At 61.3% G+C, this 21,476-nt stretch carries 14 protein-coding genes; 12 read left to right on the plus strand and 2 right to left on the minus strand.

Translation table 11 applies throughout. The features are described from left to right. Positions 1 to 194: 194 nt before the first annotated feature. Positions 195 to 1,571 (minus strand): L-serine ammonia-lyase, encoded by a 1,377-nt coding sequence (locus AC3IT9_RS27030; protein ID WP_489271398.1) that lies wholly within the window; start codon positions 1,569 to 1,571, stop codon positions 195 to 197. A gap of 435 nt (positions 1,572 to 2,006) precedes the next feature. On the opposite strand from AC3IT9_RS27030, the gene AC3IT9_RS27035 reads away from it, so the two are divergent. The 3 genes from AC3IT9_RS27035 to choV all read left to right on the plus strand — a co-directional run bounded on the left by AC3IT9_RS27035 (position 2,007) and on the right by choV (position 5,052). Beyond that, entirely contained in the window at positions 2,007 to 2,954 is a 948-nt protein-coding gene (locus AC3IT9_RS27035; protein WP_056726557.1) for a choline ABC transporter substrate-binding protein, read from the plus strand. A gap of 77 nt (positions 2,955 to 3,031) precedes the next feature. Beyond that, the gene (gene choW, locus AC3IT9_RS27040) at positions 3,032 to 3,877 is read left to right on the plus strand and encodes a choline ABC transporter permease subunit (protein WP_150725116.1); all 846 of its coding nucleotides are present in this window, start codon (positions 3,032 to 3,034) and stop codon (positions 3,875 to 3,877) included. After that, on the plus strand, positions 3,874 to 5,052 hold the full coding sequence (gene choV / locus AC3IT9_RS27045; RefSeq protein ID WP_150725115.1) for a choline ABC transporter ATP-binding protein: 1,179 nt from the start codon (positions 3,874 to 3,876) through the stop codon (positions 5,050 to 5,052). The genes choW and choV overlap by 4 nt, the downstream gene beginning before the upstream one ends. 197 nt (positions 5,053 to 5,249) lie before the next feature. Here the strand turns inward: choV and AC3IT9_RS27050 are convergent, their stop codons facing one another. Next, positions 5,250 to 7,205 (minus strand): BCCT family transporter, encoded by a 1,956-nt coding sequence (locus tag AC3IT9_RS27050; protein ID WP_224789678.1) that lies wholly within the window; start codon positions 7,203 to 7,205, stop codon positions 5,250 to 5,252. Between the two features lie 381 nt (positions 7,206 to 7,586). Between AC3IT9_RS27050 and betI the strand changes: the two genes are divergently transcribed. From betI to yccS, 9 genes are all read left to right on the plus strand, one after another. Further along, positions 7,587 to 8,180 (plus strand): transcriptional regulator BetI, encoded by a 594-nt coding sequence (betI, locus tag AC3IT9_RS27055; RefSeq protein ID WP_150725112.1) that lies wholly within the window; start codon positions 7,587 to 7,589, stop codon positions 8,178 to 8,180. Between the two features lie 64 nt (positions 8,181 to 8,244). Beyond that, complete coding sequence (gene betB, locus AC3IT9_RS27060) at positions 8,245 to 9,717, plus strand: betaine-aldehyde dehydrogenase (RefSeq protein WP_150725111.1); 1,473 nt, start codon at positions 8,245 to 8,247, stop codon at positions 9,715 to 9,717. 182 nt (positions 9,718 to 9,899) lie between these two features. Beyond that, on the plus strand, positions 9,900 to 11,600 hold the full coding sequence (gene betA, locus AC3IT9_RS27065; RefSeq protein WP_150725110.1) for a choline dehydrogenase: 1,701 nt from the start codon (positions 9,900 to 9,902) through the stop codon (positions 11,598 to 11,600). A 267-nt stretch (positions 11,601 to 11,867) separates the two neighbouring features. Then, a complete protein-coding gene (locus AC3IT9_RS27070) occupies positions 11,868 to 13,310 on the plus strand; it encodes a TldD/PmbA family protein (protein WP_150725109.1) in 1,443 nt (480 codons plus the stop codon). Next, on the plus strand, positions 13,310 to 14,647 hold the full coding sequence (locus tag AC3IT9_RS27075) for a TldD/PmbA family protein (protein ID WP_489271399.1): 1,338 nt from the start codon (positions 13,310 to 13,312) through the stop codon (positions 14,645 to 14,647). The genes AC3IT9_RS27070 and AC3IT9_RS27075 overlap by 1 nt, the downstream gene beginning before the upstream one ends. Positions 14,648 to 14,816: 169 nt before the next feature. Continuing rightward, positions 14,817 to 16,244, plus strand: a complete 1,428-nt coding sequence (gene mdtD, locus AC3IT9_RS27080) for a multidrug transporter subunit MdtD (RefSeq protein WP_423505689.1) — start codon at positions 14,817 to 14,819, stop codon at positions 16,242 to 16,244. A 105-nt stretch (positions 16,245 to 16,349) separates the two neighbouring features. Next, positions 16,350 to 17,687: an ATP-dependent RNA helicase DbpA gene (gene dbpA / locus AC3IT9_RS27085; RefSeq protein ID WP_256589093.1), complete on the plus strand. Its 1,338-nt coding sequence runs from the start codon at positions 16,350 to 16,352 to the stop codon at positions 17,685 to 17,687. Between the two features lie 152 nt (positions 17,688 to 17,839). Beyond that, positions 17,840 to 19,018 carry a BaiN/RdsA family NAD(P)/FAD-dependent oxidoreductase gene (locus AC3IT9_RS27090; RefSeq protein WP_489271400.1) on the plus strand — a complete coding sequence of 393 codons (1,179 nt, stop codon included), beginning with the start codon at positions 17,840 to 17,842 and terminating at the stop codon, positions 19,016 to 19,018. A gap of 227 nt (positions 19,019 to 19,245) precedes the next feature. After that, on the plus strand, positions 19,246 to 21,429 hold the full coding sequence (gene yccS / locus AC3IT9_RS27095; RefSeq protein ID WP_150725105.1) for a YccS family putative transporter: 2,184 nt from the start codon (positions 19,246 to 19,248) through the stop codon (positions 21,427 to 21,429). The last annotated feature ends 47 nt before the right edge of the window (positions 21,430 to 21,476 follow it).

Consider the following 21,476-nt stretch of genomic DNA (forward strand, 5'->3'; position numbering starts at 1 on the left):
ACGGCGTTGCGCCGCGATGGAAAGGAGTGTCACCGCAGGCACGGGTGACAGGCGGTCGAAGGCCGGTTGGCCCCCGATCAGTGGCAAGACGATTTATCTGTGAGCGACGCGCCAAAAGGTGGCGCGTTTTCGAGCGGATGTTCACTTAGCGCGCAGTTTTGACTGGTCTGCTGTGGCGAGGGGTCGATGCGATCTCAACACTCCACCGCACTCACCGCCAACCCACCCCGCGATGTCTCCTTATATTTGTCATGCATGTCGGCACCGGTATCGCGCATGGTGCGGATCACCCGATCCAGCGAAATAAAGTGCTGGCCATCACCGCGCAATGCCATTTGCGCGGCGTTGATCGCCTTCACCGCGGCAATCGCGTTGCGCTCGATGCACGGCACCTGGACCAGCCCGCCCACCGGGTCGCAGGTCAGGCCGAGGTTGTGCTCCAGACCGATCTCCGCCGCGTTGCACAACTGCTCTGGTGTGGCGCCAAGGATTTCCGCCAGCCCCGCCGCCGCCATCGCGCAGGCCGAACCGACTTCGCCCTGGCAACCGACTTCGGCACCGGAGATCGAGGCGTTCTTCTTGCACAGGATTCCCACCGCCGCCGCGCCGAGGAAGTAGTCGACGACATTGGCGTCGGTCACGGCCTCGCTGAATTTCATGAAGTAGTGCAGCACCGCCGGAATGATCCCCGCCGCGCCGTTGGTCGGTGCCGTAACCATGCGCCCGCCGGCGGCATTTTCTTCGTTGACCGCCAGGGCGAACAGGTTGACCCATTCCATGGCGCTCAAGGTCGAGCCGATCACGTTGGGTTTGTTCAGTTCCTGCAGGCTGCGATGCAGCTTGGCCGCGCGGCGGCGTACGTTCAGCCCACCGGGCAGGATGCCTTCGTGTTTGAGGCCCTGTTCGACGCAATCCTGCATGGCGCGCCAGAGCTTCATCAGGCCGCTGCGGATTTCGTCCTCGCTGCGCCACACCCTCTCGTTAGCCATCATTAATTCAGCTACGCGCAGATTGTGCTTTTTACATAGCTCCAGCAGCTCGGCAGCGCTGGAAAAGTCATAAGGCAACACAGTGCGGTCGAGGTCGACGACACCGCTGGAGGCCTGAGCCTCATCGACGACAAAACCGCCGCCGACCGAATAGTAGGTGTCGCGATACAACTCGCCGTCATCACCCTCGACAATCAGGGTCATGGCGTTGGGGTGGAATGGCAGGTTCTCGTCGATCAGGCGCATGTCCCGGGCCCAGATGAAGGGCACCGGCAAGCGACTGTCGAGCAGCAGCGTATCGGTCTCGCGCAGGGTGGCGATACGAATGCCGATTTGCGACGGATCGATCGCATCCGGCCACTCGCCCATCAGGCCCATGATCACGGCATTGTCGCTGCCGTGGCCGATACCGGTGGCCGACAACGAGCCAAACAGCTGGACTTCGACACGCCGCACCTGCTCAAGCAGCCCGCGCTCGCGCAGGCCCTGCACAAACAACGCCGCCGCCCGCATGGGCCCCACGGTGTGTGAACTGGAAGGGCCGATGCCGATTTTGAACAGGTCGAAAACACTGATAGCCATTACTGCCGAACTCCTGGATGGGCCCACTGCGCACGCGAAAGCGCACGGTGACGGAGCTGCTACGCTCAAGCTGCAATCCGCCGAGATGACCGCATCATCAAGCTTTTATCCAGTTGTTCGACGTCTCTAACCGACGCACTCATGCCCACCAGCGCCGCGTGTCTTTTACGCCGTGTTTTCGCCGTTTTTTTGCGGTTCAGAGGGAGAAAACGGGCTGAAAAAATCTGTAAACGACGTCACCGACACTGGATGCGACCATCCCTGTACTGGATACGACGCACCCTGTAGGCGTCAGATTTTCACTGGTACATGATCATATCGACTCGATTGCAAGGCGCCGCGGTAGAGCTGTCTCCAGAACGCCATCCAACCGCAACCTATAAGTGCGGTGGTCCAGTCGGAACACTGCCAAAAAAAACACCAAGGAGTCCATCCATGAAAGGTTCCCCGTCGTTGTTGTTGGCCGCCATGCTTAGTCTGCCGGTTCTGGCGCAAGCCGCAGAACCGGCCCAATGCAGCACCGTAAACTTCTCCGATGTCGGCTGGACCGACATCACCGCGACTACCGCGACCACCAGCGTCGTGCTCAACGCCCTCGGCTACAAGACCAAGACCACCATGATTTCCGTGCCCGTGACCTACAAGTCCCTGGCCGACGGCAAGAACATGGACGTGTTCCTGGGCAACTGGATGCCGACCATGGAAAACGACATCAAGGCCTACCGCGATGCCGGCACCGTGGAAACCGTGCGCACCAACCTCAAGGGCGCCAAGTACACCCTCGCCGTCCCTCAGGCGCTGTACGACAAGGGCCTGCATGACTTCGCCGATATCGCCAAATTCAAGAAAGAGCTCGACGGCAAGATCTACGGCATCGAGCCTGGCAACGACGGCAATCGCCTGATCCAGAGCATGATCGACAAGGATGCCTTCGGCCTGAAGACCGCCGGTTTCAAAGTCGTCGAATCCTCCGAAGCCGGCATGCTGTCGCAGGTCGACCGTGCACAGAAACGCGACACCGCCGTGGTATTCCTCGGCTGGGCGCCGCACCCGATGAACAAGCGCTTCAAGATTCAATACCTGACCGGTGGTGATGACTTCTTCGGCCCGGATTTCGGTGCCGCCACCGTGGCGACCAACACCCGCAAGGGCTATGCGCAGGAGTGCAGCAACGTCGGCCAGTTGCTCAAGAACCTGGAGTTCACCGTCGACATGGAAAGCGAACTGATGGGCAACATCCTGGACGACAAGATGAAGCCTGACGCGGCCGCCAAGGCCTGGCTGAAAAAGAATCCACAGGTGCTCGATACCTGGCTCGCTGGCGTGACCACCATTGACGGTAAACCTGGCCTGGAGGCCGTGAAAGCCAAACTGACGCCTTGAATTAGGGAGCATCGTTTATGCCGGGCAGGTTCGCCTGTCCGGGCTGTTAATTACCTTGCATGCGGACGTTCACTACCATGCTGATTGATCAGAAAATACCCTTAGGCCAGTACATCGCAGGCTTCGTTGAATGGTTGACGCAACACGGCGCCAACACCTTCGACGCCATCGCCGTGACACTGGAAACGATGATCCACGGCGTGACGTTTGCGCTGACCTGGTTCAACCCGCTGGCATTGATCGGCCTGATCGCACTACTGGCACACTTCATTCAACGCAAATGGGGTCTGACCGCATTTGTCGTTGCCTCCTTTCTGCTGATCCTCAATCTGGGGTACTGGCAGGAAACCATGGAAACCCTCGCCCAGGTGCTGTTCGCCACCCTGGTCTGCGTGCTCATCGGTGTGCCATTGGGCATCGTCGCCGCGCACAAGCCGATGTTCTATACTGTAATGCGTCCGGTACTCGATCTGATGCAGACCGTACCGACCTTCGTGTACCTCATTCCTACCCTCACCCTCTTCGGACTGGGTGTGGTCCCGGGCCTGATCTCCACGGTGGTGTTCGCGATTGCCGCGCCTATCCGCCTGACCTACCTGGGTATCCGCGATGTTCCGGAAGAATTGATGGACGCCGGCAAGGCCTTTGGCTGCTCGCGACATCAGCTGCTCTCGCGAATCGAACTGCCCCACGCCATGCCAAGCATCGCGGCCGGTATCACCCAGTGCATCATGCTGTCCCTTTCGATGGTGGTGATTGCGGCACTGGTGGGCGCCGATGGCCTGGGCAAACCGGTGGTCAACGCACTGAACACTGCTGATATCGCCTTGGGCTTCGAAGCAGGCCTGGCGATCGTACTGCTGGCGATCATGCTCGACCGTATCTGCAAACAACCCGACGCCAAAGTAGGGGGTGACGCATGAGCATTATTCGCTTCGAGAACGTTGACGTTATCTTCTCCAAGGATCCACGCGAGGCGCTCAAGCTGCTGGATCAAGGCATGACCCGTAACGAGATCCTGAAAAAGACCGGGCAGATCGTGGGGGTCGAAAAGGCCAGCCTGGATATCGAAAAAGGTGAAATCTGCGTACTGATGGGCCTGTCCGGCTCCGGCAAGTCCAGCCTGCTGCGCTGCATCAACGGCCTCAACACCGTCAGCCGCGGCAAGCTGTTCGTCGAGCACGAAGGCAAGCAGATCGACATTGCCTCGTGCACGCCGGCAGAACTGAAAATGATGCGCACCAAGCGCATCGCGATGGTGTTCCAGAAGTTCGCCCTGATGCCCTGGTTAACCGTTCGCGAAAACATCAGCTTCGGCCTGGAGATGCAGGGTCGTCCCGAGAAAGAACGGCGCAAACTGGTGGATGACAAGCTTGAGCTGGTGGGCCTGACCCAGTGGCGCAACAAGAAACCCAACGAGCTGTCCGGTGGTATGCAACAACGCGTGGGCCTGGCTCGCGCACTGGCGATGGACGCCGACATTCTGCTGATGGACGAACCGTTCTCGGCACTCGACCCGCTGATCCGCCAGGGCCTGCAAGACGAACTGCTGGAACTGCAACGCAAGCTGCACAAGACCATCGTCTTCGTGAGCCACGACCTTGATGAAGCGCTGAAACTTGGCAGCCGTATCGCGATCATGAAGGACGGCCGGATCATCCAGTACAGCAAACCGGAAGAAATCGTCCTCAACCCGGCGGACGACTACGTGCGGACCTTCGTAGCCCACACCAACCCGCTGAACGTGCTGTGCGGCCGCAGCCTGATGCGCAGCCTGGACAACTGCAAACGCATCAACGGTTCGGTATGCCTCGATCCGGGCGGCGATTCGTGGCTGGACCTGGCTGAAGGCAACACCATCAAAGGCGCACGCAAGAACGGTTCGAACATGGACCTGCAGAACTGGATGCCGGGGCAAGCCGTTGAAGGCCTGGAACGCAAGCCGACTCTGGTGGACTCCAGCATCGGCATGCGCGACGCGTTGCAGATTCGTTATCAGACCGGCAACAAACTGGTGCTGCACGATAACAACAAGGTGGTGGGGATCCTTGGCGACAGCGAGCTGTATCACGCACTGCTCGGCAAGAACCTGGGGTAAGGCAACAGATGCAAAAACGCCGCGAGAGAATCGCGGCGTTTTTGTTTATGGGATATCGGGTAATGCAGCTTTGATGCTGATGACCCCTTCGCGAGCAGGCTCGCTCCCACCTTGGAATGCATTCCCCTGTGGGAGCGAGCCTGCTCGCGAAGAATGCGACGCGGTGCTTCTGACTGAAACACCGCGCCACTCACACCTTAGCTATAAACCCGGCCGAGGAGCTGCCGATGGCTTTCAAACTGATCGAGCACGTCACGGGTGATCTGATCCTGGGTGAAACCCATCAAGTCGTAGTCCTGGCTGCCGTTGTGCAGGTACACCTCGGCGCGATAGAAACGCTGACGCGCTTCATCGGCCCGCACCTCATCGACCTGCGCCGACTCGGTCGGCGTGGCCAGGTAGCCGTCCAGGCTCACTTCGTAGACGAAAGGGTTGCCCTCTTCCATCTCCACCCGTACGCCCATGCAGCGCTTGGACTTACCCAGCAGTGTCTGCACTTGCAAACCTTGAGCACGCATTTGCGCCGTCGCATCTTCCAGCGCCGGGCTCACGTGCTTGTCCATGAAGCGCTGCACCACCGACTGGCTCGGTTGCAGGTCCAGTTGGGTCAAGCGCTCGCTGAAACCACGGCGACCGCGTGCCGCCAGTTCCGCTTGCTCCTGTTCGATCTGCACGTCCTGGCGCATGGCCTTGTGCAGGCCGAACATGAAGAACACCAGCACCACCGAGAACGGCAGACCGGCCAGCACCACCATGGTTTGCATGGCTTCGAAGTTGCCGGCGAACAGCAGGCCGATGGTCACCAGGGTGATCACCGCCGACCAGAAGATCCGCAGCCAGTGCGGCGCATCCTCATCGACATTGCCACCCTTGCACGAAAGGTTGGCCATCATCACCGCGCCGGAGTCCGCCGGGGTCAGGAACAGCACAAAACCGACAAAGATCGACACGCCGATCACAACCTTCGACGCCGGGTAATGCTCAAGCAACTGGTAGATCGCCATGGACGGCTGTTCCAGCGCCGTCTTCCCGAGCTCCACCGCCCCATGGTTCATCACCAGGTCCAAAGCCGAGTTACCGAAGATCGACAGCCACGCCAGGGTGAAACCCAGCGGAATCAGCAGCACGCCGGCTACCAGTTCGCGCACGCTGCGACCACGGGAAATACGCGCGATGAACATGCCCACGAATGGCGCCCAGGAAATCCACCAGGCCCAGTAGAACAGGGTCCACAGGCCCAGCCAGCGGTCGGACTTCTCACTGTCGCCTTCGTACACATAGAGGTCGAAAGTCTTCAGCACCACGCCATTCAGGTAGTCACCGACGTTCTGTACGAAGCCGTTGAGCAGGTGCAGGGTCGGGCCGAACAGCAGGACGAAAATCAGCAGGCCGCTGAACAGCACGATGTTGAGGTTGGACAGGCGACGGATGCCGTTTTCCACGCCCGACACGGCAGCGATGGTCGCCACGGTGCTCATCACGATGATCACGATCAGCAGGTTGGTGTTGCTGTGTTCCATACCGAACAGGTTTTCCAGCCCCGACGACACTTGCAGCGAACCAATCCCCAGGTTCGTCACCAGCCCCAGCAGGGTCACGAACATGCCGAAGCCGTCCACCGCATGCCCGGCCGCGCCCTTGACCCAACGCTCGCCCACCAGCGGATACAACGCCGAACGCAACGCCAGCGGCTGGTTATGCCGGTAGGCAAAGTACGCCACGGCCAACCCCACCAGCGCGTAGATCGCCCAGCCATGCAGGCCCCAGTGCAGGAACGTCAGCTGAACCGCCTGACGTGCCGCGAGGTTGCTGCCTGCCACGCCTTCCGGCGGATTGAAGTAGTGGTCCAGCGGCTCCGACGCGCCGAAGTACAGCAGCGAGATGCCGATACCCGACGAGAACAGCATCCCCGCCCAGGCGCCGTAGCTGAAGTCCGGGGTGTCGTCCTTGCTGCCCAGTTTCAATTTGCCGTAGGACGAAAACGCCAAGCCGACGACAAAAATCAGGTAGGCGGCGATCACCACCATGTAGTACCAGCCGAAGCTGCGGGACAACCAGGCTTGCGCCGTACCCAGCATTCTGCCGGCCTCTTGCGGGGCGATGATCAGAATGGCGGTCAACAACAGAATCAACGCGGTAGAGGTGTAAAACACCCAACCGTTGACCGTCACCTTCTCGGGTGGGGTCTTTATTAGCGAGGCAGAACTCATGGCACGGATGCTCCGGGCAGTGCGAGAGAAGAACGCAAGGCAAACGAGTTACCCGACCAATCGGTTAGTGGGCAGCCGACCGGCGGGTGATATAAAGACAGCCCGAAAAAAGCCCGAAACCCCTGGAGCGCCGCAGCGCGTAGGTTTCGAGCAGTTTCGGAAGTCGTTTTTTCCGCCGCTACATGTAGGAAAAATCTGTAGGCAGCGACGATTTGTCGCAGATCTTATTCTTTGTTGATTGAACGTTCAATCAAAACAAAATAGACTGGCCTTCAACCCGGTAGCCGTTCCACGTCCACCGGAAGGCCTAAGGAGATGTGCAAGATGCCCAAGGTCGGTATGCAACCCATCCGCCGCCAGCAATTGATCGAAGCCACTTTGCAGGCCGTCGATCAGGTCGGAATGGGGGACGCCAGCATTGCGCTGATCGCCCGTTTGGCCGGTGTCTCGAATGGCATCATCAGTCACTACTTTCAGGACAAGAACGGCCTGATCGCTGCCACGGCGCAGTACCTGATGAGTGTCCTGAGCGAGAACGTCACCCTGCGCCGTCAGGCGCTGAAAGATGAAAGCCCCCGGGCGCATCTGCAGGTGATTATCGAAGGCAACTTCGACGCCAGCCAGGTCAATGGCCCGGCAATGAAAACCTGGCTGGCCTTCTGGGCCACCAGCATGCACCACCCGTCTTTGCACAGGTTGCAGCGGATCAACGATCACCGTCTGTATTCCAACCTGTGCTGTCAGTTCCGCCGTGTGCTGCCGCTCGATGACGCGCGCAGCGCCGCCCGGGGCCTGGCCGCATTGATTGACGGTTTGTGGTTGCGCGGCGCGCTGTCGGGAGATGCTTTCGACACCGGGCAAGCGCACCAGATTGCTTACGAATACATGGATTTCCAACTGGCCAAGCGGGTGAGTTAGAGCACACATAGAAACGCTCAACCCACGAACCGCGCCAACCACTTAATGCACTTGCGAGGACTTTATGGCCCGTTTCGAACTGCAAAAACTCTACATCGATGGCGCGTACAGCGACGCCAGCAGCGACGCCACTTTCGAAGCCATCAACCCGGCTAACGGTGAAGTCCTCGCAAAAGTGCAACGTGCGACCCAGTCAGACGTCGAACGCGCCGTCGTCAGCGCCGAAAAGGGCCAGAAGATCTGGGCCGCCATGACCGCCATGGAGCGTTCGCGCATCCTGCGTCGCGCCGTGGAAATCCTGCGTGAGCGCAACGACGAACTGGCCGCCCTGGAAACCCTGGACACCGGCAAGGCCTACTCCGAAACCCGCTACGTAGACATCGTTACCGGCGCCGACGTGCTGGAGTACTACGCAGGCCTGGTACCGGCCATCGAAGGCGAGCAGATTCCGCTGCGCACCACTTCGTTCGTCTACACCCGTCGCGAGCCGCTGGGCGTCGTGGCCGGTATCGGCGCGTGGAACTACCCGATCCAGATCGCCCTGTGGAAATCCGCACCAGCCCTGGCGGCCGGTAACGCGATGATCTTCAAGCCAAGCGAAGTCACCTCGCTGACCACCCTGAAACTGGCCGAGATCTACACCGAAGCCGGCGTGCCAAACGGTGTGTTCAACGTCCTGACCGGCAGCGGCCGTGAAGTCGGCACCTGGCTGACCGAACACCCGCGCATCGAGAAAGTCTCGTTCACCGGCGGCACCGACACCGGCAAGAAAGTCATGGCCAGCGCTTCGAGCTCTTCGCTCAAGGACGTGACCATGGAACTGGGCGGCAAGTCGCCGCTGATCATCTGCGACGACGCCGACCTCGATCGCGCCGCCGACACCGCGATGATGGCCAACTTCTACAGCTCCGGTCAGGTTTGCACCAACGGCACCCGCGTGTTCGTACCGGCCCACCTGAAAGCCGCTTTCGAAGCCAAGATCGCCGAACGCGTTGCACGCATCCGCATCGGCAACCCGCAAGACGAAAACACCAACTTCGGTCCGCTGGTCAGCTTTGCGCACATGGAAAGCGTGCTGGGCTACATCGCCAAGGGCAAGGAAGAAGGTGCCCGCCTGCTGTGCGGCGGTGAGCGCCTGACCGACGGCGAGTTCGCCAAAGGTGCGTTCGTAGCGCCGACCGTGTTCACCGACTGCACCGACGACATGACCATCGTCCGTGAGGAAATCTTTGGCCCGGTGATGGCGATCCTGTCCTACGAAACCGAGGAAGAAGTGATCCGCCGCGCCAACGACACCGACTTCGGCCTGGCCGCCGGTATCGTCACCAAGGACCTGAACCGCGCCCACCGCGTGATTCATCAGCTGGAAGCCGGTATCTGCTGGATCAACGCCTGGGGCGAGTCCGATGCGAAGATGCCGGTTGGCGGCTACAAGCAGTCGGGTGTCGGCCGTGAGAACGGGATCAGCTCGCTGAACAACTTCACCCGCATCAAATCGGTACAGGTCGAGCTGGGCGATTACGTCTCGGTGTTCTAAGACCCGAGACCTGTATTGCTCGCGAGGGCCTCTTCGCGAGCAAGCCCGCTCCCACAAGGGACCAGTGGCGGACACAGATCCTGTGTACACCAGAGATCAAATGTGGGAGCGAGCCTGCTCGCGAATCGAGTGCGCAGCACTCGCCAGGCCTGACCTGACCAACATCAAAGAGGGTGCATTCAATGTCCCAAGAATTCGACTACATCATCATCGGTGCCGGCTCCGCCGGTAACACCCTGGCGACCCGTCTGACCGAAGACGCAGGCGTCACTGTCCTGCTGCTCGAAGCGGGCGGCCCGGACTACCGTTTCGACTTCCGCACGCAAATGCCGGCCGCTTTGGCGTTCCCGCTGCAAGGCCGTCGCTACAACTGGGCCTACGAAACCGATGCTGAGCCACACATGGACGGTCGTCGCATGGAATGCGGTCGCGGCAAGGGCCTGGGTGGTTCCTCGCTGATCAACGGCATGTGCTACATCCGCGGCAACGCCATGGACTACGACGGCTGGGCGAAACTGCCAGGCCTGGAAGACTGGTCGTACCTGGACTGCCTGCCGTATTTCCGTAAAGCGGAAACCCGTGACATCGGCCCGAACGACTACCACGGCGGTGACGGCCCGGTCAGCGTGACCACGCCGAAAGCCGGCAACAACCCGCTGTTCCATGCCATGGTTGAAGCCGGCGTACAGGCCGGTTACCCGCGTACCGAAGACTTGAACGGCTACCAGCAGGAAGGCTTCGGCCCGATGGACCGCACCGTGACCCCGAAAGGTCGTCGTGCCTCCACCGCCCGCGGTTACCTGGACGTGGCCAAGAAGCGTTCGACCCTGACCATCGTCACCCACGCCCTGACCGACAAGATCCTGTTCGAAGGCAAGCGTGCGGTCGGCGTGCGTTACCTGATCGGCTCCGCTGAAGAGCGCGTTGAGGTCAAGGCACGCAAGGAAGTGCTGCTGTGCTCCGGCGCCATCGCTTCGCCGCAGATCCTGCAACGCTCTGGCGTCGGCCCGGCCGAGCTGCTGAACAAGCTCGACATTCCGGTGGTTCACGACCTGCCGGGCGTCGGTGAAAACCTGCAGGATCACCTTGAGCTGTACCTGCAATACGCCTGCACCCAACCGGTGTCGCTGTACCCTTCGCTGCTCCTGCACAACCAGCCGGCCATCGGTGCCGAGTGGCTGTTCAACGGCACCGGCATCGGCGCCAGCAACCAGTTCGAAGCCGGCGGTTTCATCCGTACCCGTCCGGAATTCGAATGGCCGAACATCCAGTACCACTTCCTGCCGGTAGCGATTAACTACAACGGCAGCAACGGTGTGAAAGAGCACGGTTTCCAGGCGCACATGGGCTCCATGCGCTCGCCAAGCCGCGGGCGCATCCAGGCCAAGTCCAAGGACCCGCGCCAGCACCCGAGCATCCTGTTCAACTACATGGCCACCGAGCAGGACTGGCAGGAATTCCGCGACGGCATCCGCCTGACCCGTGAAATCATGCAGCAACCTGCACTGGATGCCTTCCGTGGTCGCGAGATCAGCCCGGGCATCGATGTGCAGAGCGACGAGCAACTGGACAAGTTCATCCGCGAGCACGCCGAAACCGCGTTCCATCCGTCCTGCTCGTGCAAGATGGGCACCGACGAAATGGCCGTGGTCGATGGCGAAGGTCGCGTGCATGGCATGCAAGGCCTGCGTGTGGTCGATGCGTCGATCATGCCGATCATCACCACCGGTAACCTCAACGCACCAACGATCATGATGGCCGAGAAAATCGCCGACAAGATCCGTGGCCGCAAGCCGTTGCCGCGCAGCACCGCCACTTACTATGTGGCGGGTGAAGCGCCGGTGAAAGGCAAGCCAGTGCGCGAAGTGAGCCAGATCGCTTAAGGCGTTACACCGCGTTACGGCTATTCGCGAGCAAGCCCGCTCCTACAGTTGATCGCGCTCCCTCATGGGAATGCGGTTGAATGTAGGAGCGAGCCTGCTCGCGATGAGGCCAGACCAGACACCACCCCTCCCAAAGTATCTCCGCTCTAGACCGCTCCACCCTTGATCCTCCCCCCCTCGCAGGCCTAATCTAGCGCCACGCAATCGTTTCACCCCTCCCCCTCGCAGCACCGCTCCACCACCACTCCATACTCAGGAGGTTCACGAATGTTCGATTTCTACCCCCAGCTCAAGCAGCGCTTCGCTGCCTTGCGCACGGGTGCTGAATTCTTTTCCCTGCGTTATGTGCGCGAATCCGGGCAGTACCTGTCGGTGCGCAAGAACGTCGCCGAACCGCCGAGCCTGAGCCGTGACGAAGGGGCGATGCTGACCGTGCGGGTCAATGGCGTCGAGGCCTATGCGGCCACCAACGATTTGTCGCAACAAGGCCTGCAAGCCGCCCTCGAACGCGCCGAACTCCAGGCCCGTCGACTCAAGCCCCACGCCTTGCTGGACCTGCGCGAGCAGGCTGTTTCCAGCGACCGCGCCGATTACTTTTCACCCAACCTCGACCAAGCCTTCCCGTCCCTGAGCGACTGCTACCAGTTGCTCGGCGCCGAATCCGCCGCCGTACCCAAGGACGACCGCCTGGTGAACTGGCAGGTCAGCCTCGGTATCACTCACGTCGAGCAGATCTACCTCAACAGCGCCGGTGCCGAACTGCGCCAGGCCCAACGCTTTGTGTACCCCGGACTGGACGTCACGGCCTACGACGGCAACGACAGCCAGACCCGCAGCCTTGGCCGCGAGAACTTCGGCCAGCAAGGCGCGGCGGACGTCATCAGCCGCTGCGGCCTGATCGGTGCCGGTGCCCAGGTGGCCGATCAGGCCCTGCAATTGCTCCTGGCGCCGAACACCCCGCAAGGCAAGCGCGACCTGCTGCTGATGCCCGACCAGATGATGCTGCAAATCCACGAGTCCATCGGCCATCCGCTGGAGCTGGACCGCATCCTCGGCGACGAGCGCAATTACGCGGGCACCAGTTTCGTCAAAGCCAGTGATTTCGGCCGCCTGCAATACGGCTCCGGCCTGCTCAACGTGACCTTCGACCCGGACATCCCCGAGGAGCTCGCCAGCTACGGCCATGACGACGACGGCACGCCCGCCAGCAAACAGTTCCTGATCCGTGAAGGCCTGTTGCTGCGTCCGCTGGGCGGTGCGTTGTCGCAATTCCGTGCTGGCATGGACGGCGTCGCCAACAGTCGTGCCTGTGGCTGGAACCGCCCGCCGATCGACCGCATGGCCAACCTCAACATCGAACCGGGCGATCAGTCCATCGAGCAGTTGATCGGCGGTATCGAACACGGCGTGCTGATGTCGACCAACCGTTCTTGGTCGATCGACGATGCGCGCAACAAATTCCAGTTCGGCTGCGAGTGGGGCCAACTGATCGAAAACGGCGAACTCAAGGGCGTGGTGAAGAATCCCAATTACAGGGGCATCTCCGCGCAGTTCTGGAAAAGCCTCAGCGCCGTCGGCGATGCCAGTACCCTCAAGGTCCTCGGCACACCGAACTGCGGCAAGGGCGAACCGAACCAGGTGATCCGCGTCGGCCACGCATCACCGGCCTGTGTGTTCAGCAACGTTGATGTATTCGGAGGAGACGCCTGATGAATCCTTCAAACAGCCAGTCCGCGTCGTTCAAGGCGCTGGTCAACAGCCTGCGTGAAGCCCTGCGCGAGCCCGAGCAGTTCACCCTCAGCTACGCCGCAGAATCGTCGGCCTTCGTACGTTTCAACCATGCCAAGGTGCGTCAGGCCGGTCAGGTGCAGCAGGCGAGCATCGGCCTGAAACTGATCAACGAAGGCCGGCATGCCGACCTGAACATTACCCTGGCCGGCGATCCCCAGGTTGATCTGCGACGTTTGACCGAAGGCCTGCAACAGCTGCGGGAAACCTTGCCGCTGCTGCCTCAGGATCCTTATTTGCTGCTCAACCACAATGGCTGGCAGAGCAACAACGTGCAGTCGCATCCGCTGCCGGACACTGAAGAGGTGGTCGCGCAAATCACCCAGGCCGCCGAAGGCCTGGATCTTGTCGGTTTCTACGCTGCCGGCCCGATCAGTCGTGGCTTTGCCAGCTCTTCGGGCGCCTTCGGCTGGCATCAGGCCAACAGCTTCAACTTCGACTTCAGCCTGTTCCACGAGAACGGCCAGGCCGTGAAAGCCAGCTACGCCGGGCACGACTGGAACAGCGAAGGCTTTGCCAAACGCTTCCAGCAAGCTCGCGAGCAGCTTGAGTTTCTGGGCCGGCCGCTGCGCACTTTGCCGCCCGGCCAGTACCGCGCCTACCTGGCACCGGCGGCGCTGGAAGAAATCATGGGCATGCTGTGCTGGGGTGGTTTCTCGGCACAGTCGATTGCCAGCAAAAGCAGCCCGCTGCAAAAGCTCTACGGTGGCGACAGCGCGTTCAGCCCGCTGGTCTCGCTGGATGAAAAAGTCAGCGGTTCGCTGAGTCCGGCGTTTTCCGATGAAGGTTATCCGCGCAGCGATCTTAAGTTGATCGTCGACGGCAAGGCCGGGGCACGACTGGTCAGTTCGCGCAGCGCCGCCGAATACGGCTTGACCGCCAATGGCGCCAGCGGCGGTGAATCGCCGAGCGCGCTGAATATGAAAGCCGGGGCATTGCCTGACGCGGACATCCTCAAGCAACTGGGCACGGGGTTGTACATCAGCAACCTGTGGTACCTGAACTTCTCGGACCAACCGGCCGCACGCCTGACCGGCATGACCCGGTTTGCCACGTTCTGGGTCGAGAACGGCGAGATTCAGGCTCCGGTCAGCACCATGCGTTTTGATGACAGTGCTTTCAGCCTGCTCGGTTCGCAACTGGAAGCGTTGACCGAGGAGCGGGAGTTGCTGTTGTCGGCGAGCACTTACAGCCAGCGGGCGACGGCTTCGGCGTTGTTGCCGGGGGCGTTGGTCAGCCGATTGACTCTGACGCTGTAAACACAAGTCTCAAGTGCACAGCAAACCTGTGGGAGCGGGCTTGCTCGCGAATGCAATCTTTCAACTGATCTATTTGGTGACTGATACACCGCTTTCGCGAGCAAGCCCGCTCCCACATGAATCTCGACCCACCATGACCTTGCATTAACTTCATCAATCCAGAGGTCCCATGCCCAACCGCCCACCTCTCGACGCTGTAACCGCCCGCTGGATTCCCTGGGTTGTCGCCATTGCCTTCTTCATGCAGTCCCTCGACGGGACGATCCTCAACACCGCCCTGCCCGCCATGGCCCGGGACCTGGCCGAAGATCCATTGCGCATGCAGGGCGTGATCATCGCCTACATGCTCACCGTCGCCTTGCTGATTCCCGCGTCCGGCTGGATCGCCGATCGCTTCGGCACCAGGAAGATCTTCTTCAGTGCGATTCTGCTGTTCAGCCTCGGCTCGCTGCTCTGCGCATTGTCGACCAGCCTGACCCAGTTGATCGGCGCCCGGGTGATTCAAGGCCTGGGCGGGGCATTGATGTTGCCGGTCGGGCGGCTGGTGGTGTTGCGTGCCTACCCGCGCTCGGAACTGGTGCGGATCATGGGCTTCATCACCATTCCCGGGCTGCTTGGCCCCTTGATCGGCCCAACGATGGGCGGCTGGATGGTGCAATACCTGACCTGGCACTGGATCTTCCTGATCAACCTGCCGGTGGGGCTGGTCGGTTGCTACGCCGTGTGGAAATTCATCCCCGACCTGCGCGGTTCCGAGCGCACGCGCTTCGATAGCCTGGGCTTCGTGCTGTTCGGCGCGGCGATGATTCTGATCACCATCGCCATGGAAGGCCTGGGCGAACTGCACCTGCCGCACCTGCGGGTGATGTTGCTGCTGTTCGGTGGCATGGCGTGCCTGGCGGCGTACTGGTTGCGCGCCGGGCATATCGAGAACCCGTTGTTTGCGCCGTCGCTGTTCAAGACCCGGACCTTTGCCGTGGGCATTCTCGGCAACCTGTTCGCTCGCCTCGGCAGCGGCGCCCTGCCCTTCCTGGTGCCATTGCTGCTGCAAGTGGCGCTGGGCTATTCGCCGTCCCAGGCCGGGATGAGCATGCTGCCGCTGGCGGCGGCGGCGATGATCGCCAAGTGGGTGGCGCGGCCGCTGATCGAGCGTCTGGGTTACCGCATCGTGCTCACCGGCAACACCCTGGCGCTGGGGATCATGCTGGCGAGCATGGGACTGGTCAGCGAGCAAACGCCGTACTGGCTGCTGCTGTGCTTGCTGGCGATCCTTGGCGCGATCAACTCCTTGCAGTTCACCGCGATGAACACCGTGACCCTGATCGACCTCGACGATGCCAGCGCCAGCAGCGGCAACAGCCTGCTGTCGGTGGTCGCGCAATTGTCCCTGAGTCTGGGGGTTGCGTGCGCGGGGGCATTGCTCGGTGGCTTTACAGCGGAGATTGGCAATGATGGCGTGGACACTGTTTTGGGGGCATTCCAATTGACCTTCGTGACCGTAGGAATCATGGCGATGCTGGCCGCTACGATCTTCTCGCAACTGTCAAAAAATGACGGACGGCGAGTTAAGCGTCCGGAAGAACACATAGAGCCTTAGGGCGAATGGCCACCGGACTGGTACACTGCGCGACATTTTGTTTTGCAGGCCAGTCCCGTGACCACCATCGCCACCGAATTTAATACTTTGCCGCTGTCCGCCGCCATGCTGGCTAACCTCGACTCCCTCGGTTATGCCCAGATGACGCCGATCCAGGCGCAAAGCTTGCCGGTGATCCTCAAGGGGATGGACCTGATCGCCCAGGCCAAGACCGGCAGCGGCAAGACCGCCGCGTTCGGCATCGGCCTGCTGAACCCGATCAATCCGCGCTACTTCGGTTGCCAGGCGCTGATCCTGTGCCCGACCCGCGAGCTGGCTGACCAGGTCGCCAAGGAAATCCGTCGCCTGGCCCGTGCCGAAGACAACATCAAGGTCCTGACCTTGTGCGGCGGCGTGTCCCTCGGCCCGCAGATCGCTTCGCTGGAACACGGCGCGCACATCATCGTCGGCACCCCAGGGCGCATCCAGCAGCACCTGCGCAAGGGTTCGCTGGTGCTCCACGGCCTGAACACCCTGATCCTCGACGAAGCCGACCGCATGCTCGACATGGGTTTCTACGACTCCATCGAAGAAATCATCATGCAGGCCCCGGAGCGTCGCCAGACCTTGCTGTTCTCCGCCACCTACCCGGTAGGCATCAAGCAGTTGGCCTCCAAATTCATGCGCAACCCGCAGCAGGTGAAGGCCGAGGCGTTCCACGACGACACGCAGATCGAGCAGCGCTTCTACGAGATTTCCCCGGATGACCGCATGAGTGCGGTGACCAAGGTTCTTGGCCACTTCCGCCCGGCCTCCTGCGTGGCCTTCTGCTACACCAAGCAGCAGGTTCAGGAAACCGTCGACCACCTGACCGCCAAAGGCATTTCCGCCGTCGGCCTGCATGGCGATCTGGAACAGCGTGACCGCGACCAGGTGCTGGCGATGTTCGCCAACCGCAGTACTTCGGTGCTGGTAGCGACCGACGTCGCAGCACGCGGCCTCGATATCGATTCCCTGGACATGGTGATCAACGTCGAACTGGCCCGTGATTCGGAAATCCACATCCACCGCGTCGGCCGTACTGGCCGCGCCGGTGAGAAAGGCCTTGCGATCAGCCTGGTGGCGCCGTCCGAAGCACAGCGCGCCCAGGCCATCGAGCAATTGCAGAAGACCCCATTGACCTGGGATCAGGTGGACAACCTCACCTCCAAGGGTGGTGGCCCACTGTTGCCGCAGATGAGCACCCTGTGCATCGCTGCCGGCCGTAAGGACAAGGTTCGTCCGGGCGACATTCTTGGCGCACTGACCGGTGACGCCGGCATCCCCGGTGCCCAGGTCGGCAAGATCGCGATTTTCGACTTCCAGGCCTATGTGGCCGTGGAGCGCGGCGTCGCCAAGCAGGCCTTGCAGCGTTTGAACGACGGCAAGATCAAGGGCCGTTCGTTGCGCGTACGTATTTTGTAAGCGATCTTCGACCCGAAGAAGATCCCCTGTGGGAGCGAGCCTGCTCGCGATAGCGGACTGTCAAACAACATCTATGTTGAATGTGCAGCCCCATCGCGAGCAGGCTCGCTCCCACAGTTTGTTTTGTGGTGGAACACTAAGAGGACACCGTTTTGCGCTCTACCGAAGTCGTGATCATTGGCGCTGGCGCCGCAGGGTTGATGTGTGCACTGACCGCCGCCGGGCGCGGGCGCAAGGTGTTGTTGCTCGACCATGCCAACAAGGCCGGCAAGAAAATCCTGATGTCGGGCGGTGGCCGCTGCAATTTCACCAACATGTACACCGAACCGGGCAATTTTCTCTCGCAGAACGCGCACTTCTGCAAATCCGCCCTGGCCCGCTACACCCAGTGGGATTTCATCGGCATGGTGGCCAAGCACGGCGTGCCGTACCACGAGAAAAAACTCGGCCAGTTGTTCTGCGATAACAAATCCAGCGACATCCTTGAGATGCTGCTCAACGAGTGCGATCAGGTCGGCGTCAGCCTGCACCTGGACACCTCGATCCAGACCATCGAGAAGCTCGAAAGCGGCTACCTGCTGGACACCACGCTCGACCAAATCACCTGCGAATCCCTGGTGATCGCCACCGGCGGCCTGTCGATCCCGACCCTCGGTGCCACCGGTTTCGGCTATCAAGTGGCCAGGCAATTCGGCCACGAACTGCTGCCGACCCGCGCCGGCCTGGTGCCGTTCACCATCACCGATCAGCTCAAGGCCTTGTGCACTGAGCTGTCCGGTACATCGGTGGATTGCCTGGTGAGCTGCAACGACCAGAGCTTCCGCGAGAACATCCTGTTCACCCACCGCGGCCTCAGCGGCCCGGCGATTTTGCAGATTTCGTCGTTCTGGGAGTCCGGCGATACCGTGGAGATCAACCTGTTGCCGGATCACGACGTGCCGGGCTGGCTGCAACAGCAACAAGCCGAACGCCCCAACAGCGAGCTGAAAACCCTGCTCGGTGAAATCTTCACCAAGAAGATGGCCAACCTGCTGGCGGACGACTGGTTCGTCTCCAAACCGATGAAGCAGTACACCCACGCGGAACTGGCCGATATCGCGGAAAAACTGGCGAGCTGGAAAGTCGTGCCCGCCGGCACCGAAGGCTATCGCACCGCCGAGGTGACCCTGGGCGGCGTCAACACCAATGAAGTGTCGTCCAAGACCATGGAATCGCTGAAAAGCCCGGGGTTGTACTTCATCGGCGAAGTGCTGGACGTGACCGGGCATCTGGGCGGGTTCAATTTCCAGTGGGCGTGGGCTTCGGGCTACGCGGCTGCGCAGTACGTCTGATTCAAAAATCAACACCCCCCCTGTGGGAGCGAGCCTGCTCGCGAAAGCGGTGTGTCAGTCAACTTAAAGGCTAACTGACAGATTGCATTCGCGAGCAGGCTCGCTCCCACATTGACCGCGTGTGGCATCAAGGAACAGATTTTGCTGTCTGATGTGATCGACGCCATTGCGTCGGCGTCATTAGTGGCTCAATTTAGCGTCATTGCCTCGGAAGGCCTTCGCATTTCATGTCATCGACTTCGTTCCGCCAGTCTCTGCGTCGCCTTTGGGCGCTGGATAAATTCAGCTACAGCGTGCGGGTATTCATTGCCCTGACCGGCACCATGGCGCTGTGTTGGTATCAGGATGAAATGGGCCTGCTGATCCCGTTGTTCCTGGGGATTATCGCCAGTGCCCTGGCCGAAACCGACGACAGCTGGCAGGGCCGTATCAACGCGCTGGCCGTGACGCTGGTGTGTTTCGCGGTTGCCGCCCTGTCTGTCGAACTGCTCTTCCCCTACCCCTCGCTGTTTATCATCGCCTTCGCCCTGGCCGCGTTCTGCCTGACCATGCTCGGTGCCCTCGGCGAACGCTATGGCGCGATTGCCTCAGCGACGCTGATTCTGTCGGTCTACACCATGATCGGCGTGGACCAGCGTGGCGGTGCGGTCAGCGACGTCTGGCACGAGCCGTTGCTGCTGGTGGCCGGTGCTGCCTGGTACGGCTTGCTGTCGGTGCTGTGGCAGGCGCTGTTTTCCAATCAGCCGGTGCAGCAGAGCCTGGCGCGGTTGTTCCGTGAGCTGGGCTTTTACCTGAAGCTGAAATCCTCGCTGTTCGAGCCGATCCGGCAGATGGACGTGGAGGCGCGGCGCCTGGAACTGGCCCAGCAGAACGGTCGGGTGGTGGCGGCACTGAACGCCGCCAAGGAGATCATCCTGCACCGGGTCGGCAACGGTCGCCCGGGGTCGAAAGTCAGCCGCTACCTCAAGCTGTACTTCCTCGCCCAGGACATCCACGAACGCGCCAGTTCTTCGCACTACCCTTACAACGCCCTGGCCGACGCCTTCTTTCACAGCGATGTACTGTTCCGCTGCCAACGCCTGTTGCGTCAGCAAGGCAAGGCCTGCCGGGCCCTGGCCGAATCGATCCAGATGCGCCAGCCGTTCACCTATGACGCCAGTTTCGCCGAGGCCCTGAGCGACCTGGATGCCTCCCTCGAACACCTGCGCATCCAGAGCAACCCGGCCTGGCGCGGCTTGCTGCGTTCACTGCGGGCACTGGCGGCCAACCTCGGTACTCTCGACCGCCTGCTCAGCGATGCCAGTAACCCCGACGCCCTGGCCGACGCCACCGACAGCAGCCTGCTCGACCGTTCGCCGCGCAGCCTCAAGGACGTGTGGCTGCGCTTGCGCACGCAGCTGACGCCGACCTCGCTGCTGTTCCGCCATGCCCTGCGATTACCCCTGGCCTTGAGCATCGGCTACGCCATGGTGCATTTGATTCATCCGTCCCAAGGCTACTGGATCATCCTCACTACGCTGTTCGTCTGCCAACCGAACTACGGCGCCACTCGCCGCAAACTCGGTCAACGGATCATCGGCACCGCCATCGGCCTGACCTTGGCCTGGGCGCTGTTCGACCTGTTCCCGAACCCGCTGATCCAATCGTGTTTCGCCATTGCCGCCGGGGTGGTGTTCTTTACCAACCGCACCACCCGCTACACCCTGGCGACGGCGGCAATCACCCTGATGGTGCTGTTCTGCTTCAACCAGGTGGGTGACGGTTACGGGCTGTTCCTGCCACGGCTGTTCGATACCTTGCTCGGCAGCCTGATCGCCGGGCTGGCGGTGTTCCTGTTCCTCCCGGACTGGCAGGGCCGACGCCTGAACAAAGTGCTGGCCAATACCCTGGCCTGCAACAGCATTTACTTGCGCCAGATCATGCAGCAATACGCCGCGGGCAAAAGCGACGACCTGGCTTACCGCCTGGCCCGCCGCAACGCGCACAACGCCGACGCGGCGCTGTCGACCACGCTGGCCAACATGCTGATGGAGCCGGGGCATTTCCGAAAAGAGGCGGACGTTGGCTTCCGCTTCCTGGTGCTGTCGCACACGCTGCTCAGTTACCTGTCGGGCCTGGGCGCGCACCGGGAAACCCAACTTCCGGCGGACGTGCGCGAGCATTTGATCGATGGGGCCGGGGTGAAACTGGCCGCCAGCATCGACGCGATCGCCCAAGGGCTGGCGAGCAAGTCTTCGATCGAGATTCAGAGCGATGAAGAAGAAGCACTGGCCAATGAACTGGAACAGATGCCTGATGAAATCGATGAGGGGCAGCGGTTGGTGCAGACACAACTGGCGCTGATCTGCCGGCAGTTGGGGCCGTTGAGGACGCTGGCGGCGCATCTCATCAAGGACACCAGCGAGGATTGAGATCCCGGCTGAATGTACCGGCCCCTTCGCGGGCAAGCCCGCTCCCA

The sequence above is a fragment of the Pseudomonas sp. KH_046_1 genome (assembly GCF_057839025.1).

Bases quoted from the DNA above. Each gene is read 5' to 3' on its own strand.
- dbpA (WP_256589093.1), top strand. From the start codon at position 16,350: ATGCTGGCTAACCTCGACTCCCTCGGTTATGCCCAGATGACGCCGATC.
- yccS (WP_150725105.1), top strand. From the start codon at position 19,246: ATGTCATCGACTTCGTTCCGCCAGTCTCTGCGTCGCCTTTGGGCGCTG.
- AC3IT9_RS27070 (WP_150725109.1), top strand. From the start codon at position 11,868: ATGTTCGATTTCTACCCCCAGCTCAAGCAGCGCTTCGCTGCCTTGCGC.
- betB (WP_150725111.1), top strand. From the start codon at position 8,245: ATGGCCCGTTTCGAACTGCAAAAACTCTACATCGATGGCGCGTACAGC.
- AC3IT9_RS27030 (WP_489271398.1), bottom strand. From the start codon at position 1,571: ATGGCTATCAGTGTTTTCGACCTGTTCAAAATCGGCATCGGCCCTTCC.
- mdtD (WP_423505689.1), top strand. From the start codon at position 14,817: ATGCCCAACCGCCCACCTCTCGACGCTGTAACCGCCCGCTGGATTCCC.
- betI (WP_150725112.1), top strand. From the start codon at position 7,587: ATGCCCAAGGTCGGTATGCAACCCATCCGCCGCCAGCAATTGATCGAA.
- betA (WP_150725110.1), top strand. From the start codon at position 9,900: ATGTCCCAAGAATTCGACTACATCATCATCGGTGCCGGCTCCGCCGGT.
- AC3IT9_RS27035 (WP_056726557.1), top strand. From the start codon at position 2,007: ATGAAAGGTTCCCCGTCGTTGTTGTTGGCCGCCATGCTTAGTCTGCCG.
- choV (WP_150725115.1), top strand. From the start codon at position 3,874: ATGAGCATTATTCGCTTCGAGAACGTTGACGTTATCTTCTCCAAGGAT.
- AC3IT9_RS27075 (WP_489271399.1), top strand. From the start codon at position 13,310: ATGAATCCTTCAAACAGCCAGTCCGCGTCGTTCAAGGCGCTGGTCAAC.
- choW (WP_150725116.1), top strand. From the start codon at position 3,032: ATGCTGATTGATCAGAAAATACCCTTAGGCCAGTACATCGCAGGCTTC.